The sequence below is a fragment of the Robbsia betulipollinis genome, from assembly GCF_026624755.1.
Classification (GTDB): Bacteria; Pseudomonadota; Gammaproteobacteria; order Burkholderiales; family Burkholderiaceae; genus Robbsia; species Robbsia betulipollinis.
The window spans coordinates 1-15,985 of sequence record NZ_JAPMXC010000012.1 but is presented as its reverse complement, the minus strand read 5'-3'; the positions used below and the strand labels follow the sequence as shown (position 1 = coordinate 15,985).

The following is a 15,985-nucleotide window of genomic DNA, read 5'->3' as shown; positions in this document are numbered from 1 at the left end:
TTCGTTATGCGTACGATAAAATCAGAGATGATATCAAGTTTGTCCAACCTTCAATCAAAACAAACAACAGCAACTTGAGCGGTAGCGCCAGCGTCATCGGCGACATCATCATCATGCCCAGCGCGAGCAGGATGCTCTGCACGATCAGATCGATCACGGCGAACGGCAGGAACAGCAGAAACCCCATCTGGAACGCCGCGGTGAGTTCCGTGACCGCGAACGCCGGCACCACGATCAGCAGATCGTCGCGGCGCACGGCGGCGGCCAGTTCCTCGGGCCAGAGACGGCGCGTCGACGCCATGAAGAAATCGAGGTTCGCGGCATCCGCGTTGCGCATCAGAAAATCGCGGATCGGGCCGAGCGCCCGCGCCATCGCGTCGAGCAACGCACCCAGCGCCACGGTGCCGTCGCGCGTGTCGACGGCGTCGGCGAGCGTGCGCCAGGCGTGGTGCAGCGGCGGCATCATGACGTACAACGACAGGATCAACGCGAGGCTGTAGATCGCGATGTTCGGCGGCGTCTGCTGAATGCCGAGCGCGTTGCGCAGCAACATGAGCACGACCGAGATCTTCAGGAACGACGTGGCGACGACGACGACGAGCGGTACCAGCCCGATCATCGCCAGCAGCATGGTGAGATTGAGCGGCTGCGTCAACATCGCGGATTCCTTTCACAACCGCCCGGGTGCGTGGGCGGGGTCCGATGCACGATACTCGGACGAAGGGTCGCGAGGCGGATGCAACGAGCGCATTGTGCCCGGCATCCCGCCCTGGGCGGCAGGGCGGAATATTCAGAGGGGACTAGGCTCACGGCCTGGTCGTACCGGTACATCTACTTAGCCCCGGAGGGCGGTCGACGACGTCGATGCCGCGGGACGGCGCGCCGTGCGCGGGCCGTTCGCGCGTGGGCGCGAGCGTCAGGATTTCTACCGCGGGCGCATCGTCGACCGTCACCAACCGGCCACTGCCGACGACGGTCTCATGGGCGATCAGGTCGACCCGGCCCGGCTGCCCGGGCAATGGAATCAGCGCGCCCGTCGTCAGCGTATCGATCGCACCCAGCGTCAGGTCGATCCTGCCGGCTTCGATGCGCAGAACGACATTCACCCGGGAGAGGTCGGGCCCTGGCGGGGCGGGAACATCGTTTGTCATGTGGCAGTCTCGAGGTGGGGATATCAGGGCGCACGCCACGCGAGCACGCGCACGCCGCGCCGCCCGCCGATATGCAGCCATTCGCCATGGCCGATCTCGCTCCCCTGCAGGAACAGGCGGACCGTCGGCACCGGTTCGGCCGGCGGTGGGAGCGGGTATTCCGGGGGGTACCCGGTGGGGTACGTCAGGCGCTGTGCGATCTCGTCGGCATCGAGCGAAATACAATGCGTGACGACATCGATACGGACAGTCGCTGCCCCCATGGCGCATTCGTTCGTGCCGGCGTGCCATGCGCCGGAGTCCGCGCCGGGATGCACGTCGGGATGCACGTCGGGCGGCAATCGCTCGCCGGTTGGCAGAAGCAGCGTCGCGCGGGGGGCGGCAGCGGTCGGCTCGTCCGGCAGCAGGACATCGCCACGGCGCAGACGCCGCACGACGCCCAGGCCAAGCCGCAGCGATGCGACGCCGATCGGGCAGGGGAACCGGATCCGGCGGGCATGCGCGGCCGTGATCGGCGTGCCGCCGGCGTGCCCGCCGGCATCCGCGCACACCGCTGCCAGCAGGCGCGCCAGAGCGTACGCGGCCGGGGTGCCAGGCGGAGAAGTCAGGATGATCGAACCGAGCGGCGTGTCCAGGTCCGGCGAGCAGTGCGGCGCTGCGCTGTTTTCCGGACCGTTCGCGTCGCGCGTCCGCCGCGCGGCATGCGCAGGTACCCCGCACGCGCTGACGCGAAGCGCCACGTACGTGGGCGACGCCGTGGGCCCGGATGCCATGGGCCCGGACGCCGTGGATCCAGATGCCGTGCCTCCGGATACGGAGGGTGCGGACGCAGCGGCATCGCGCGGCGCATCCGCCGCGATACCAAGCCATGCGAGACGCGGCGGCGAACCCGGCAGGCCGCGCAGCACGCGCCCGGCCCGTCGCGTGAAAAGCCGGCACATGCAGTCGATCAGCACGCGCGCGAGCGGCGCGGACAAGGTCTCGGCGGCGCTCGCGGCCATCAGGTCTTCGCCAGTGCCGTCCCGAGACACTCGGTCCGCGACATCCGCCGCGTGCGCCGCAAGGTCGTTCAGCCAGCGCCAGGCGAGCGCCGCCGGGATCGTCACGTCGACGATTGCATCGTCCAGTCGCAGACGACCTATCGGCACCCCGGCATCCGGCGGCACGCCCCGTCCCGCCGGCATGCCCACGCCGTCGAGCGTCAGTCGATAGCGCCGGTCCCGAATGGCGAAGACCGGGCGCACGGCGAACGATGCCGCCACGTCCGCGCGTCCGCGTGCCTCCGCGCGCGAATGACGCGGCAAAGGGAGCGCAGACAAGGCAGCGGCGCAGCCGGTGACGGCGTGGGCGTCACGCATGCGCCCCGCTCCCTCTTGCGCCGGCGTCGCCCGCCGGGTCCGCGTCGCAGCGGTCGTCGCTCCCCTCCACCTCCAGCGCGACCGGCACACCGAGCTTGCCGCTCAGGCTTGCCCGCAAACGTGGCCGCTGCGCATCGAGGCGCGACAGCAGTTCGGGTGGAACGCCATGAAACACGAACGACGCGGCCTGCCGGCCCACGGCAACGTCGATCGCCACGCCCGTCGCCAGTCCCGGGGCGTTCGGAAACACCGTATAGCGTCCCGTCGGTAGCGACTGGGCGGCGACAGGCCCCGCGACCGCCCCGCCGCGGGCCTGCGACGCCGCCGCACCGGCAAGGCCATCCGCCTCCGGCGCACGGTCGTGGCGCCCGCCCGGCACCGGAACCGGTGCTGGCACCGGCACTGCTGCCGACGCCGATGCCGACATCAGCGACACCGCATGCGCGTGGCATGCAACGGCGCTGGCGTACATGGGTGCCGAAGCCCCGCTCGACTGCGCCGCTGTCGTGGCGGCCCCCCCACTCTGCGATGGCGGGGGGCTCGCTCCATACGCACCACGATCGTCCCCATACCGGTGGCCGTGTTCATCCTCGGCGCACGCGTCGTCCCCGTCGCATGCGTCGTCCCCGTCGCACGCGTCGTCCCCGTCGCACGCGTCGTCCCCGTCGCACGCGTCGTCCTCGGCGCATGCGTCGCCCTTGCGGCACGCGCCATTCTCCTCGTCGATATCGACCTCGGCATCATTACCGGCACCGGCACCGGCACCGATGCTCGCACCGGTCCGCGCCGCTTGCGCCTCTCGCATGGGCTCGCGCGCATCCGCCAGCGCCCGTTCGCAGCGCGCGAGCGCCGCGGCAAAGCACGGACCCGCGTTGGCGAGTTCCGGGGCATGCCACCCACCCGGCCCGGACGCACCAACGGACGGCGCGCAGCCGTTCGTCTCAACCGTTTCCGGGTTGCCGATCCGCATCGTGCACTCCTTGCTTTCGCTCGTCCCACTCGTCATTGGATGGGTCATTCCTCGTGCGTACCGTCCATGGCGGCGCGTTCCTCGGGCCCGCACCCCTGTTGCGCCTGCAGCGCATCCAGCTTTTCACAGCGCAAACGCAGCGCTGCCCAGGCCTGGCGGGCCGCCTCCAGCTCGGCCCGCCGTTCCTGCTCCTGCCGCTCGCAGCGCACCAGCGCTTCGCCGAGGCTCAGACAATGCGCCTGCAGCGCGCCCAGCCGTGCGGCGGCGCGCTGCAACGCCGCCATGCGGCATCGCCGCGCATCCGTTGCGCGTTGCCGGCGGGCTTCGGCATCGATCTCCCGCTGCTGCGCGGCCACCCGCGCCCGCGCCTCTTCACCCTCGCGCTGCGCCGCCGCCCAATCCGCCTCCGCACGCCGCAGCGCCGCGCGCGCCGCCTCCTCGCGACGCCGGCGCAGGGCCGCGATGGCTAGGATTGGGGCGGGTGCTGCGGATGCTGCCATAAGGCCGCCAGTTCCCTGTGGGCCTGCGCCATCTCCGTGACCGCATCGAGCGGTTGCGCGAGATAGGCACGTATCGCGGCGATCCGGTCCAGCGCCTCGTCGCCGAGCGCGTCATGGCCGCGCCGGTATTCGCCAAGGGACACCAACAGTTCGATATCCTGATGTTTCGCGAGCAGCGCGCGCAGCCGCGCGGCGTCGGCGCGATGCGGGGGTTCGGTGACGCGATGCATCACGCGGCTGACACTTCGCAGAACATCGATCGCGGGATACTGGCCGGCGTTCGCCAGTTTCGCCGACAACACGATATGGCCATCAAGCAGCGAGCGCGCCTCGTCGGCCACCGGTTCGTTCAGGTCGTCGCCCTCGACCAGTACCGTATAGATCGCCGTGATCGATCCCCGGTCGTCGTTGCCGGCGCGCTCCAGCAACCGCGGCAGCGCCGAAAATACCGAGGGAGGATAGCCGCGACGCGTCGGCGGCTCGCCCGCGGCCAGACCGATCTCGCGCGCGGCGCGGGCGAACCGCGTCAGCGAATCCATGATCAGCAACACCGAGCGCCCCCGTGCCCGGTGGTATTCGGCGAGCGCGGTCGCCAGGTAGGCCGCGCGCCGGCGTTCCACCGCCGGCCGCTCGGCCGTGGCGACGACGACGGTGGTTCGCGCGCGCGCGCGCTCGCTCAGTTCGAACTCGAGGAATTCACCCACTTCGCGCCCCCGCTCGCCGATCAGGCCGATCACGCAGACGTCCGCCGCCGCGCCGCGCAACAGCATGCCGAGCAGCGATGTCTTGCCCATGCCCGCGGCCGCGAAAATTCCCACCCGCTGCCCCTCGCCCAGCGTGAGCAGGCCGTCGATCGCCCGCACGCCGGAACCCATCGCCCGGGCCACGGGATGACGCGTCAGCGGATCGGGCGCGGACCGCATCAACGGCGCGCGCGCTGCCTGCGGCACGGTCCGTTGCGCGGGAGCGTTCAGCCATTGCCCGGCACCGTCCACCACCCCGCCCAGCAAATGATCGCCCACCTCGACTTGCGCGCCGCTCGCGATCCGCACCACCTCGTGGCCACGCGTGAGACCCGCCAGTTCGCCATACGGCAGCAGCGTCGCGCCCTGGCCGTCGATGGCGACCACCTCGGCCCGGCCGCAGCGGCCGCCATCGGGCGAACGTACCTCGCAGAGATCGCCGATCGCTGCGCCCGGCAGACTCGCGCGCAGCGCGCCGCCGACGACCGACGCCACCCGTCCCGACAAACGGGGCATGCGGGGCGCGCCGAGGGTATGCGCCAGTTCCGCCACCCAGGCATCGGTCACCGGCATTGCCGCAACCGGTGCTTGAGTTCGGCGAGCGCCTCCGGCAGCGAATCCGCCACGCACCACCGGGCGTCACCGTCGCCGCCCTCGATGCGATAGCTGTCGCGCGCCAGCAGCGGATCCTCCCGCACGGCGATGTCGAGCGCCGGATGACGTTGCGCCCAGGCCGCGGCCAGCGGTTGCAGCGCGTCCGCCTGTGCGGGATGAACGGCCAGACGAATGCGACCCAGCGGCGCGTGCAGCGCGGCCAGTCCGCGCGCGACGAAATCCCGCAGGCGCGTGGCGTCGTCCCGACTCGCGAAGACCGTGTCGATGGCGTGTTCGATCACGGCGACAATCGCCTCCTGCTGCGCCGCGTCGCCGCACAAGGCGGCGCGCGCGGCATCGCTGGCGGCGCAGAGCTGCGCGAAGCCATCGGCCATTCCCTGCGCATGACCGACGGCATAACCCGCGTCCCGCGCCTGCTCGCGCAGCGCGTCGGCCTCGTCGGCGGCCCGCGCGACGAGCCGCCGTGCGATACGGCGCGCCTCGTCGAGCAGGCGCGTGGCCGCCAGGACCCGTGCCGCCGTGCGCCGGGGAATGACCTTGCATTCCGCCGGCAGCCGGTACCGCGGCGCGGCGACCTCCGTCCCGTCTTCATTTACCAGAAACATTGTCGCGTTCCCCAGTTCCAGACGCGTTCGAGAAAACGCCGTTCCGCGTGCGCGTACGCGCCTTGCGGCACCGGTGTGAACGGCGTGTCGTCATACGGCAGCAGCAGGCGCAAGCGTGCCGCGATCGCGGGCGTCTGCGCCGCGTAGTAGCGGCGCAGACAGTCGGTGCCGGTGGGCCGGCCGGCGGCGCGCCCCAGCGCGGAGTCCACGAGGCCCGGCGATTCGTCGCCCGGCGATTCGTCGCCCGGCGATTCGTCGCCCGGCGCCTTGTCGCCCGGCGGATACAGCAAAGGCGCGCTCTCGTGTACCAGTGCTCGCTCGTCGGCGCGCAACGCGGCATCGGCATCGCTGCCGGTGCGGGCAAGCGCATCCCGGCGGGCGGGGGCATCGGCAGGCGCGGCGCACGTCGCGAGGATGCAATCGAGCACCGCGACGAAGCGCGCGATGCGGCGATGATCGAGGCAGGCCGGAATCGGCGCATCGGGCAGCGGAGGCGGCGGATCGGGACAGTCCGCCAACGCCGACAGGACCGCGTCGGGCCAGGATGCATGGGCATAGCGGCGCGGCGCGTGATAGAACGCGATCAAACGCCGCACGCGGCGGGGCGCCCGGGGCGCGCGCGGTCGATCCATCATGGCGCGCACGTCCTCATTCGGCCTTGTCGCCCGGCCAACCCGGCCGCGCGCCGCGCGGCGTCACGGCAGCGTCCGCGCTTTGGCCGGCATCGCGTCGTGCGAACCGGCGCAGCATGCCCATCCAACCCGGCGGCATCCCGGCGCCGGAATGCCCATGACGCCACCGCGCGCGCGCGCGCCGCCACAACCCTGGCAGCAGGGCCGCCCCCACGCCGCCCATGACCGCCGCGAGGTGCGACAACCCTGCGCGCCAGCCGGTACCCGCCGCGCCGCCGCCCGCCGGATGCGGCACGGCCAGCAACGCGGCCGGCGATGGCAGATGATCGTCGACCGCCTTCGCCACCACCACCACGCGCTCTGGGACCAGTCCCGGCACCGCGTTGGCCACCAGCCGCTGCAACGCCGCATGCATCGTCGCCACCTGGGACGGCGCGCGGTATTTCAGAAACACGCTGGCGGAAGCGGGCACGCCGTCGCGCACCAGGGAGCGCGCTTCCGGCATCACGACATGGACCTTCGCGAAGACGACCCCCTCGATATGGCGCAAGGTGTTTTCCAGTTCCTGCGAACTCGCGTAGAGGTAGCGCGCCCGCTCCTCGAAAGGCGATGTCAGCATGCCATCGTTATGGAAGACGTCGCCGAAGCTGCGGTATTCGGGCCGCGGCAAGCCCTGTTCGAGCAGGGTGCGACGCGCCAGCGCCATGTGCTCGCGGGGCACCGTGACCGTCATCCTGCCGTCCTTGCCGGACCGTGCGGCGGCCGGGACATCGACCTCCGCCAGCGCGTGCTGGATCGCGAACGCAGCGCCGCGCGGCAGATCGGACAAGAGCGTCGCCTCCCGCGAGCACGCCGCGAGCAACGCGCCGCCCACGGCCAGCGCGGCCAGCCGGGCGCGACGCGCGCGAATCGAGCCGTGCGCGGCCATCTACTGGATCCGCACCAGTTGATCGACCGCCTGCGTGCTTTTCTGCACCAGCTTGCTCGCCAGATCCATCTGCAGCGACACCTGCAGCATGCGGCCCTGCAATGCCAGCATCCCGGCCGGACCCCAGCGCCCGGCTTGCAGCGATGCCGCCACCAGACCGGTGGCGTCCCGCCAGTCGCGATCGAGCGCGGTCGCCGCCTGGCGCAGGCCATCGCGCAGCGCATGCGCCCGCCCGGGTAGCGATCGGTCATCGATTCCGTTGGGTTCGTCGCGTATCCCCCGCGCGCGGTGCAGCGCATGCGCGAAACGGGTCGCGTCGTGCGCGGCGGGCGCGGGCGTCGCGTCGAATCCGCCGCCGGCCCCCTCGTCCATCCGCGCGTCTGCGTGCGCGGCGGTCCGCACACCCTCGGTCATCGCCGCCATGTCATGGGCTCCTTAAAGAGTGTCATCGTTCAGGCGGGCCAGACTGGCCTTGATCAGCGCGCGCGCGCGCGACACCCGGCTCTTCAGCGTTCCGGTGGGCACGCCCAGTTCGGCAGCCAGGGTGGCGTAATCGCTGTCGCAATCCGATACCGCCGCACGCCACAGCGCCTCGCGCGTTTCCGGGCGCAGCAAGTCCATCGCCTCGACCACCTCCCGCAGACGCTCGCTGACGAGCAAGGCGTCGAGCGGGTCCGGATACAGCACGGGGTCCGCCCGCAGATCGGTGCTCGACGCCACGTCTTCGTCGCTTTTGACACTGATCCAGCGCTGCGCGAAACGCTTGCGCCGATGGTCGCGGATCACGTTCATCGCGATACCGAAAACCCATGACGACAGCAACGCTTCACCCCGGAACTTGGGCAGCGACGCCGCGGCGATGACGAAGGTCTCCTGCGCCAGGTCGGCGGCATCCGCTTCGTTGCCGACGCGGCGCAATATCGCCCGATAGAAATGCTGGTATCGCTCCGCCGCGAGCCGTTCGAGCGGCGCGCGCCAACGTTCGTCACCGGTACATGGGGAGGGCGCGGAGTCGAGGAGAGTGGGCGGCGCTGGCATGTGTCTGGCGCTCAGAACTTGCGAATGATGTCGCTCTGCGTATCGTGGATCGCTTTCGTGATCGCCGAGGTCGCGTTGTAACTCTGCAGGTATTGCTGGAAGTCCACCTGCAGCTTCAGCAGGGTCGCCTGGTCGGTCTTCTCGCCGAGCGCGTCGATGCGCTGATTCAATCGCGCTTCCTGCGCGTCCAGCGCGCCCTGCGCCTTGGCCAGGATGTGGGTGGGCGTAAAACGTGACGTGAGATCGTTCACGGGTCTCTCCTTTGCATCGATGATGCGGCGTGATCAGGTGCTGCCGCCCGACGGCGGCAGCAAACGGATGGCATCGCGTTCGATGCGGGCGACGATCCGGTCGCCCAGCGCATCGCCTTCGAATACCGTGACGCCATTCGCCAGCACCGCGTAGGGCCGCGCGCCCATCACGATCATGCGCGGCGCCGGTGCGTGACGGCTCGCCGCGGCCGGGTCGCGCAGTGCGATGGCCAGCACCTGGTTTTGCGCCACCGCGGCGGCGGCGACACGCTGCTCGAGGACGGCCAGCGTCGCCGGCGCCGCATCGATCAGCAGATGCATGCCCGCGCCGGTCTCGCCGAACGCGTCCTCCGCCAGGGCGCGCTCGGGTGCGGCGACGAGACGCGCTGCGCTTTCGGGAGACGGCGTTTCAGGCAGCGGCTCGCGCAAAAGGGGCAATACGGTCTGCCGGGCGTCGGCATCGCTCGCCAGATCGCATTCGATCGCTTTCAATGCGGGGAAGCGGTCCCGCAGGCTTGCCAGCACCGCCGCCGCATCGGCGCGGCTGTCCACCAGACCCACGATGCGGATCCGCCCCGGCCCTGCGCCGACGGCACGCAAGCGGCGCCCGCGCGGGCGCGCGGCGGCATGGTCGCCTTGCAGAAAGGCATTGACCTGCGCAAGCACGGCCGACTCGCTCATGACCTGCACGGGCAACGCCACGCCCGCGTTCGACAGAGCCCGACGGATCGTCGATTCATGCGCCGGGACGTCGGCAAACACCACCAATTGGGGCGCATCGCCTTTCCCCGCGACGCCGACCCAGCGTGCAACGCCGGCGCGGGCAAGTTGCACGTGCACCGCATCGACGCTCTGCCGCGTCCGCACCGCCCCGGATGCCGCCGGCGCCGCGTCGCGCCCCTGCATCGCGAACAGCGGTCCGTCGGTCAGCGCGCCGGCGATCAGCAGACCGGCGCTCAGTACCAGGGTGCTGAGCGCGGCGCGGCGGCGCAATCGTGCGCCCGTCGGGCGGCCGGCGTCCGCCTCCCGAGGCAGCGCCCGCCGGGCGCAACTTTCCCCGGCTGGCGCGCTTTCGGCATGGGCCGCGCCGGCGCGATCCAGCGCGTGCACGAACTCGGCCGCATCCCGGGCCAGACTTCCGTTGCCGCTCCCGTTGCCGCTTCCGCTTCCGTCCCCGCTGCCGTCGCCATGCGCCGCGCCGCCTTCGTCCTGTCCGGGCGGATCGCTCACGGACACCGCGGCGCCCGTGGATGCGCTGTCGTCGGGCGTCCCGTCGCCGTCCTCGCAGGTTATCCGGCACCGCACGCCCGCCACCTCGAAGTCGTCGCCAGGATGCAGCCGCATTTCTGCCGCGGCCGCATCGGCGGCGTCCGGACGCGCAAGCCAGACGCCGTGGGCGTCGGCGCGCAACGACGCGTAACGGCTGCCCTCGGCGCGCGAGCGCGGCGGCCCGAGCAACAGGTCGCAGCCATCGTCGTCACCGATGACGCATACCGCCCGTCCCAAAGGGGCACGCGCTCCGCGGCAGGGCCCGGAAAGCACCTCGAGAAGCGGTCGCGACGCTGACATGTGCATGAAATTGGCATCCTCGGCTATTCAGCGCGTCCCCCGTCGCGGTCGGTGCGCCAAAGGCATGGACGCACAACGGGTAACTGGCAGTGATTCTGCGCAAGTCCGGCCGTTCGGGCGATGGCGAAACCGCCCGGACCTGGCTAAGTACCCGTGCGCAAACCGGCTAAGGCGGCGTTTAGAGGCGGTGATGCACTTTTACCGGCCGGCGTTGCGACTCCTGAACCGATAAAAACAGGAGCGCCGGCCGCCGGGCGGTGTAAACCGCTGCGCCGTACTATGATGGGAAACGCCACGCCAACGGCGGCTGGAGCAGACGGACATGCCGATGAAAACAACGAGAATGACGGGAGAGACGGTCCGATGAAACGCATTTCGCGCGTTGCGCTAGCCGCCACGATGGCCACGGCGATCGCCGCCGGAACGCTGGCGAGCGTCGCCGTCCGGGCCCAGGACACCACGACGCCCCATCACGCACCGGCCCATATCCGCTGGCAGATCACGGTGATGATGGATGGCCAGCAGGTGGACCAGTTGAGCGCGGTCACCGCAGTCGGCCAGTCCAGGAGCATCACGCACCATCGCTCGGTGAGTCATGCGGTCGGATGCGACCATGCGCAAACGGCACCGGCGGATTTGCAGCGAACCGTCACGGTCGCGCCGCTGGGCGTCGATCCGCAGGGCGTGATCGGCTTCGAGATCGGCGCCGACGAGACGATCGAGGATGCCTCTCGACCCAGCATGGGCGCGGATGGCTGCGCGTTGCCGCCGCAGGCGCGCACGCTGTCGGCGCGGCATCCCGAACTGGACGTACCCAGCGGCCAGAGCGCGAACTGGACCCTGCTGAAAAAGAATCCGCTGCTGGTCTATCGGCTGGACGCCTCGGTCGAACCCGCGGCCGCGGGCGATTGAACCACGGCGGCATGGCGGGTGATGCATTGTTACAGGCCCGCGTTGGAGATCCGACGATGACACAGCAGAATTTTTCCGCGACGGGTAAGCTATCACGATGAGAAACCCGCACGAATTGGGCAAGAACGATTTCACGGCCGTTAGCTGGAACCTGCACAAGGGCCGCTCGCCGCTGGGCTTTCACGTCTGGAAGCCGATGCAGGAATGGCTCGCCTCGGCGGGCGCGGACGCCGCATTCCTCCAGGAAGCGATGGCCAAGCGCCTGCCCGCCGCGCTGGCGTCCACCGGATTCGGCGAGCCGTCCGACGGCCCGCCGGAGGATGCGTGGCACTGTCAGGCGACCGAGATCGCCACCGCGTTGAAGATGCAGTTGACGCTTGGCCAGAACGTCTTCAAACCGTCGTGGCGTCATGGCAACGCCATCCTGTCCCCACACCCGCTGGACCTCGGCGGGCGCTGGGACATATCGGCGCACCGCTTCGAGCGTCGTGGTCTGCTGGCGGCGCGCATGACCTTCGCGGGCCGGGTCATCACCCTGCTGTGCGCACACCTGGCGTTGACGCGCAGCGCGCGGTTGCGGCAGATGACCTGGATCGCCGAATGGATCAGCAGCGGCGCGCCCGAAGGGCCGTTGATCCTCGCGGGCGATTTCAACGACTGGAAGAACGATTCGGTGCCGATTTTCCGGGAAGCCGGCATGCTCGAAGTGGCCACGGCGCTGGGCGTGAGCGGCCGGACCTTCCCCGCGTTCTCGCCGGCGCTTGCGCTGGACAAGATGTTCGTGCGCGGGCTGGCCCCGCTCGAATGGGTGGCGGCGGATCAAAAAGCGGCCTGGCTGTCCGATCATTTGCCGTATATCGCCCGCCTGCGCCTCGAATAGCCGGATGCGCAACGCGTATATCGCTTGACCGGAGCGCGTATCGGGTAAAATACCCCGTTACCCGCAAGCGCGGGCCGCTGCCTTTACACTCGACCAAGTCATGAGCAATCTGAATCAGGAAACCGTGCTGAGCGTGCATCACTGGACCGACACGCTCTTTAGCTTCACCTGCACACGCGACACGTCGTTCCGTTTTCTGAACGGGCAGTTCACGATGGTGGGTCTGCCGGTGGAAGGCAAACCCCTGATGCGGGCATACAGCCTGGCAAGCGCGAACTACGAGGAATCGCTGGAATTCCTGTCGATCAAGGTCCAGGACGGTCCGCTCACGTCGCGCCTGCAGCACCTGCAGCCGGGAGACCCGGTGATGATCGGGCGCAAGCCCACCGGCACGCTGATCGTCGACAATCTGCTGCCGGGCAAGACCTTGTGGCTCTTGTCCACCGGCACCGGCCTCGCGCCGTTCATGAGCATCATCAAGGACCCGGAAGTCTATGAGCGTTACGAGCGGGTGGTGCTGACCCACACCTGCCGTTTCGAGCGCGAACTCGCCTATCAGGCCTACATCACGCAATCCCTGCCGCAGGACGAGCACTTCGGCGAGTTGATCCGCGATCAGTTGATCTACTACCCGACGGTTACCCGCGAGACCTTCCGCAACACCGGCCGCATCACCGATCTGATCTCGAGCGGCAAACTGTTCACGGACCTCGATTTGCCGCCGTTCTCGGTGGAAAACGATCGTCTGATGCTGTGCGGCAGCCCGCACATGCTGAAGGACACACGCGCGCTGCTCGATGCCGCCGGTCTGAAGGAAGGCAATCACTCGACGCCCGGTCATTATGTGATCGAACGCGCCTTCGTCGGCTGACCCGGCGGGCGTACCCGCTGCCGCGCACCCTGTTCATGGCGCGGCGTACGGCCACGACGCCTGCGGCGTCGGATTTTTGCCTCAGCGCCGTACGTCGGTGAAATGGGTTGCGCCGGTCCGCCGATCGAGCATAGCATGTGCTCCGATTTCGAACGTACGCGAAACGCACTCCGGTCTCCCCCACGCAAGGTTGTATCCCCGTGTAACAAGGCGCAATTGTTTGAAAAGGTGGTCGCACTTTTCAGGCGCCTGTTGATAATGGGAAGCACGGGACGACCATGCCGCGTGCACGTTTCCGAAACAGGCGCTCGCCGGGCTTTTCCGGCGATCCCCCATCGTTTCAGCTGCGGCCCGCGAATCAGCGGCGTGCACGCGGAACGCCAGACCAGGAGAGCATCCAAATGCGCATCGCCCAGATTGCACCTCTTTACGAAGCGGTCCCGCCGAAGTTCTACGGCGGCACCGAACGCGTCGTGTCCTACCTGACCGAAGCGCTCGTCAATCAAGGTCACGACGTCACCCTGTTCGCCAGCGGGGACTCCCAGACGAACGCCAAGCTGGAGGCCGTATGGCCCCGCGCGCTACGCCTGGATCCATCGATCCGCGATGCGCTGGCGCCCCACGCGCTGTTGCTGGAAACGGTGCGACGGGTTGCCCACGAATTCGACGTGCTGCACTTTCACCTCGATTACATGCCGTTTCCGGTTTTCTCGCAGATGGACGTGCCTTTCGTCACGACGCTGCACGGCCGTCTCGACCTGAGCGAACTACAGCCGGTCTTCAATGCTTTCCCGAAGGTCCCGGTCGTTTCGATTTCGGATGCGCAGCGGGCCCCGCTGAAGGCGAACTGGCTGAATACCGTCTATCATGGCCTCCCGCGCGATCTGCTGACGCCGCGCGAAGACGTGAAGCCGGAATACCTGGCATTCCTGGGCCGCATCTGCCCGGAGAAGCGCCCCGACACGGCGATCAAGATTGCCGCACAGAGCGGCCTGCCCCTGAAGATCGCAGCCAAGGTCGACAAGGTTGACCAGGAGTACTTCGAGCGTGAAATCGAGCCGCTGCTCGGCTCGGCGAACGTCGAATTCATCGGCGAAATCAACGAGGCGCAGAAACCCGCCTTCCTGTCGGGCGCCAAGGCGCTGCTGCTGCCGATCGACTGGCCGGAGCCTTTCGGACTGGTGATGATCGAGGCGATGGCCTGCGGCACACCCGTGATCGCCTTCAACCGCGGCTCGGTACCGGAAGTCGTCGAGAACGGCTTGACCGGCTTCGTGGTGGAAGACGTGTATGGCGCGGTTGCAGCCGTCGACCGTCTGGGCGAGCTGTCGCGCAAGGACATCCGCGCGGAATTCGAACGCCGCTTCACCGCGGATACGATGGCGCAGAACTATGTCGATCTCTACGCGCAGATGCTGAAATCGCAAAACCGCCCGATGCTGCGTCAGGTCAGCTGAACGTGGCAAGGAAGTCGCCCCTGCGGAACAGGCAGGGGCGCGCGGCAGTCTCGAAACGGGCGCTCGCCCGTTTTTATTTTTGGATGCCGCTCACGCGTTGTCGAGCATGCGCGTCAACAGTCCTTCCAGCTGATCGGCATCCTCTTTGGTGAAGCCTGCCAACAACTCATTGTAGACACCGACGATCAGCGGCAAAATCTCCGGGTAAAGCGAGCGGCCGCGCTCCGTCAATTCCAGGCTGACCGAGCGACGGTCGTCCGTGCTGCGCGTACGCCGGACCACTTCCTTTTTTTCGAGGCGATCGATCAGACGGGTCATCGCGCCGGGATCGTAATCGAGTATCCGTGACAATTCCGCTGGCGTGGACGCCATACCTTCGGCCAACGACACCACGACGCCCCACTGCGCTGCGGTCAGGTCCAGCGGCGCCAGCCGTTCTCCCACGCGCTCGAGCAGCAAATGACGCGCTCGCGTCAACAATCTGCCCACTGCACGTTTGGGTTCGAAATTTTCTACCGAATATATTTCTGACATGAAGGAGATTTCGGCCGATGAGGGGGCGTTTTTACCGAATTTAGGCGGGAATGCCGAATTGTCAACTATTTGCCCGTAATTCTGCAAGCAAATTACCTGATCGGTAAGTTCTTATGCATTCTTTTGACTGCAGTCGGCCTAGCGCGGCCTTTCGAAACGTAACGTCATGCGGTCCGATTCGCCGATATCGACGAACCGCTGCCGGTCGGTCGCGCCGCCCGCCAATCCCGGCGGCAGCGACCAGACCCCGTTCGGGTGATCTGTCGTGTCCTTCGGATTCGCGTTGATCTCGCTGCGGGACACCAGCTTGAAACCGGCCGCCTGCGCACACTGGATCACGTAGTCCTCCGTCATATAGCCGGTATCGATCATTTTCTGGAGGCTCGTGCCCGGACGCGCCCGATGCTCGACCACGCCCAGCGTCCCGCCCGGCTTGAGCGCAGCAAACATCGCGGCAAACACCGCATCGCTGGTACCCGCCTTCAACCAGTTATGGACATTGCGGAACGTCAATACGAGATCGGCACCGCCAGGCGGCCTGATATCGGTGAAGCCCGGCGGTGCGAAGGGCACGATCACCACCTTGCCGTACACCGAGGGTGCCGTCGCCATTTTCGTGGAGAATGCCACGGTCGCCTTCGCGGAGGCGACGGCGGCGGTCGTTCCGGAAACGGCTTAGACTCAACCATCAAGTGCAACACCCATATTGATATAGGGTGTTGGGATGGAAAAAAGATATTTTCATCTGAGCGCGGAAGAGCGCGCGGCAATCATGATCGAAAGCGGTAAAAACGCGAGCATCCGGTCGATAGCGAGGCTGCTGGGACGCAACGCGTCTAGCATCAGCCGAGAACTCGCGCGTAACCGGACTGAGACGCGCAGGTGTTATGACGCCACTGCCGCTGCAAAGGCGTATCGCGCACGGCGTGAACGAAGCCGAAGGCCACGCAAATTGACCGCTGGTAGTGCGC

Annotated in this window: 20 protein-coding genes; 5 read left to right on the top strand and 15 right to left on the bottom strand. The window is 68.2% G+C overall.

From position 1 onward, the window contains the following. Positions 1–4 precede the first annotated feature (4 nt). The 13 genes from sctR to OVY01_RS21610 all read right to left on the bottom strand — a co-directional run bounded on the left by sctR (position 5) and on the right by OVY01_RS21610 (position 10,297). On the bottom strand, positions 5–658 hold the full coding sequence (gene sctR / locus OVY01_RS21670) for a type III secretion system export apparatus subunit SctR (protein ID WP_267849684.1): 654 nt from the start codon (positions 656–658) through the stop codon (positions 5–7). 148 nt (positions 659–806) lie between these two features. Next, the gene (locus OVY01_RS21665) at positions 807–1,151 is read right to left on the bottom strand and encodes a FliM/FliN family flagellar motor switch protein (protein ID WP_267849683.1); all 345 of its coding nucleotides are present in this window, start codon (positions 1,149–1,151) and stop codon (positions 807–809) included. A gap of 23 nt (positions 1,152–1,174) precedes the next feature. Further along, positions 1,175–2,509: a hypothetical protein gene (locus OVY01_RS21660; RefSeq protein WP_267849682.1), complete on the bottom strand. Its 1,335-nt coding sequence runs from the start codon at positions 2,507–2,509 to the stop codon at positions 1,175–1,177. Then, positions 2,502–3,479, bottom strand: a complete 978-nt coding sequence (locus tag OVY01_RS21655; protein ID WP_267849681.1) for a hypothetical protein — start codon at positions 3,477–3,479, stop codon at positions 2,502–2,504. The genes OVY01_RS21660 and OVY01_RS21655 overlap by 8 nt, the downstream gene beginning before the upstream one ends. 44 nt (positions 3,480–3,523) lie before the next feature. Then, positions 3,524–3,979, bottom strand: a complete 456-nt coding sequence (locus OVY01_RS21650) for a hypothetical protein (protein WP_267849680.1) — start codon at positions 3,977–3,979, stop codon at positions 3,524–3,526. Beyond that, entirely contained in the window at positions 3,946–5,295 is a 1,350-nt protein-coding gene (locus OVY01_RS21645) for a FliI/YscN family ATPase (RefSeq protein ID WP_267849679.1), read from the bottom strand. Before OVY01_RS21645 ends, OVY01_RS21650 begins: the two co-directional genes overlap by 34 nt. Beyond that, complete coding sequence (locus OVY01_RS21640; RefSeq protein WP_267849678.1) at positions 5,286–5,942, bottom strand: HrpE/YscL family type III secretion apparatus protein; 657 nt, start codon at positions 5,940–5,942, stop codon at positions 5,286–5,288. The genes OVY01_RS21645 and OVY01_RS21640 overlap by 10 nt, the downstream gene beginning before the upstream one ends. Continuing rightward, the gene (locus tag OVY01_RS21635) at positions 5,930–6,577 is read right to left on the bottom strand and encodes a hypothetical protein (RefSeq protein WP_267849677.1); all 648 of its coding nucleotides are present in this window, start codon (positions 6,575–6,577) and stop codon (positions 5,930–5,932) included. Before OVY01_RS21635 ends, OVY01_RS21640 begins: the two co-directional genes overlap by 13 nt. 13 nt (positions 6,578–6,590) lie before the next feature. Beyond that, positions 6,591–7,502, bottom strand: coding sequence for a hypothetical protein (locus OVY01_RS21630; protein ID WP_267849676.1), 912 nt, complete (start codon positions 7,500–7,502; stop codon positions 6,591–6,593). Further along, a complete protein-coding gene (gene sctI / locus OVY01_RS21625; RefSeq protein WP_267849675.1) occupies positions 7,503–7,925 on the bottom strand; it encodes a type III secretion system inner rod subunit SctI in 423 nt (140 codons plus the stop codon). Between the two features lie 12 nt (positions 7,926–7,937). Then, entirely contained in the window at positions 7,938–8,540 is a 603-nt protein-coding gene (locus OVY01_RS21620) for an RNA polymerase sigma factor (RefSeq protein ID WP_267849674.1), read from the bottom strand. Between the two features lie 11 nt (positions 8,541–8,551). Then, a complete protein-coding gene (locus OVY01_RS21615) occupies positions 8,552–8,791 on the bottom strand; it encodes an EscF/YscF/HrpA family type III secretion system needle major subunit (RefSeq protein ID WP_267849673.1) in 240 nt (79 codons plus the stop codon). Positions 8,792–8,824: 33 nt separating this feature from the next. After that, positions 8,825–10,297, bottom strand: coding sequence for a serine/threonine-protein kinase (locus OVY01_RS21610; protein WP_267849672.1), 1,473 nt, complete (start codon positions 10,295–10,297; stop codon positions 8,825–8,827). A 426-nt stretch (positions 10,298–10,723) separates the two neighbouring features. Here OVY01_RS21610 and OVY01_RS21605 point away from each other — a divergent pair, with 426 nt between their 5' ends. From OVY01_RS21605 to OVY01_RS21590, 4 genes are all read left to right on the top strand, one after another. Next, the gene (locus tag OVY01_RS21605; protein ID WP_267849671.1) at positions 10,724–11,272 is read left to right on the top strand and encodes a hypothetical protein; all 549 of its coding nucleotides are present in this window, start codon (positions 10,724–10,726) and stop codon (positions 11,270–11,272) included. Between the two features lie 97 nt (positions 11,273–11,369). Beyond that, the gene (locus tag OVY01_RS21600) at positions 11,370–12,152 is read left to right on the top strand and encodes an endonuclease/exonuclease/phosphatase family protein (RefSeq protein ID WP_267849670.1); all 783 of its coding nucleotides are present in this window, start codon (positions 11,370–11,372) and stop codon (positions 12,150–12,152) included. 100 nt (positions 12,153–12,252) lie between these two features. Then, the gene (locus tag OVY01_RS21595; protein WP_267849669.1) at positions 12,253–13,023 is read left to right on the top strand and encodes a ferredoxin--NADP reductase; all 771 of its coding nucleotides are present in this window, start codon (positions 12,253–12,255) and stop codon (positions 13,021–13,023) included. 401 nt (positions 13,024–13,424) lie between these two features. Next, positions 13,425–14,480, top strand: a complete 1,056-nt coding sequence (locus tag OVY01_RS21590; RefSeq protein ID WP_267849668.1) for a glycosyltransferase family 4 protein — start codon at positions 13,425–13,427, stop codon at positions 14,478–14,480. A gap of 90 nt (positions 14,481–14,570) precedes the next feature. On the opposite strand, the gene OVY01_RS21585 is transcribed toward OVY01_RS21590, so the two are convergent. Both OVY01_RS21585 and OVY01_RS21580 read right to left on the bottom strand, forming a co-directional pair. Next, positions 14,571–15,101, bottom strand: a complete 531-nt coding sequence (locus tag OVY01_RS21585) for a MarR family winged helix-turn-helix transcriptional regulator (protein ID WP_267849667.1) — start codon at positions 15,099–15,101, stop codon at positions 14,571–14,573. A gap of 51 nt (positions 15,102–15,152) precedes the next feature. Beyond that, the gene (locus OVY01_RS21580; RefSeq protein ID WP_267849666.1) at positions 15,153–15,626 is read right to left on the bottom strand and encodes a class I SAM-dependent methyltransferase; all 474 of its coding nucleotides are present in this window, start codon (positions 15,624–15,626) and stop codon (positions 15,153–15,155) included. A gap of 112 nt (positions 15,627–15,738) precedes the next feature. Between OVY01_RS21580 and OVY01_RS21575 the strand changes: the two genes are divergently transcribed. Next, on the top strand, positions 15,739–15,985 hold a 247-nt coding region (locus OVY01_RS21575), incomplete at its 3' end, for a helix-turn-helix domain-containing protein (RefSeq protein WP_267849665.1).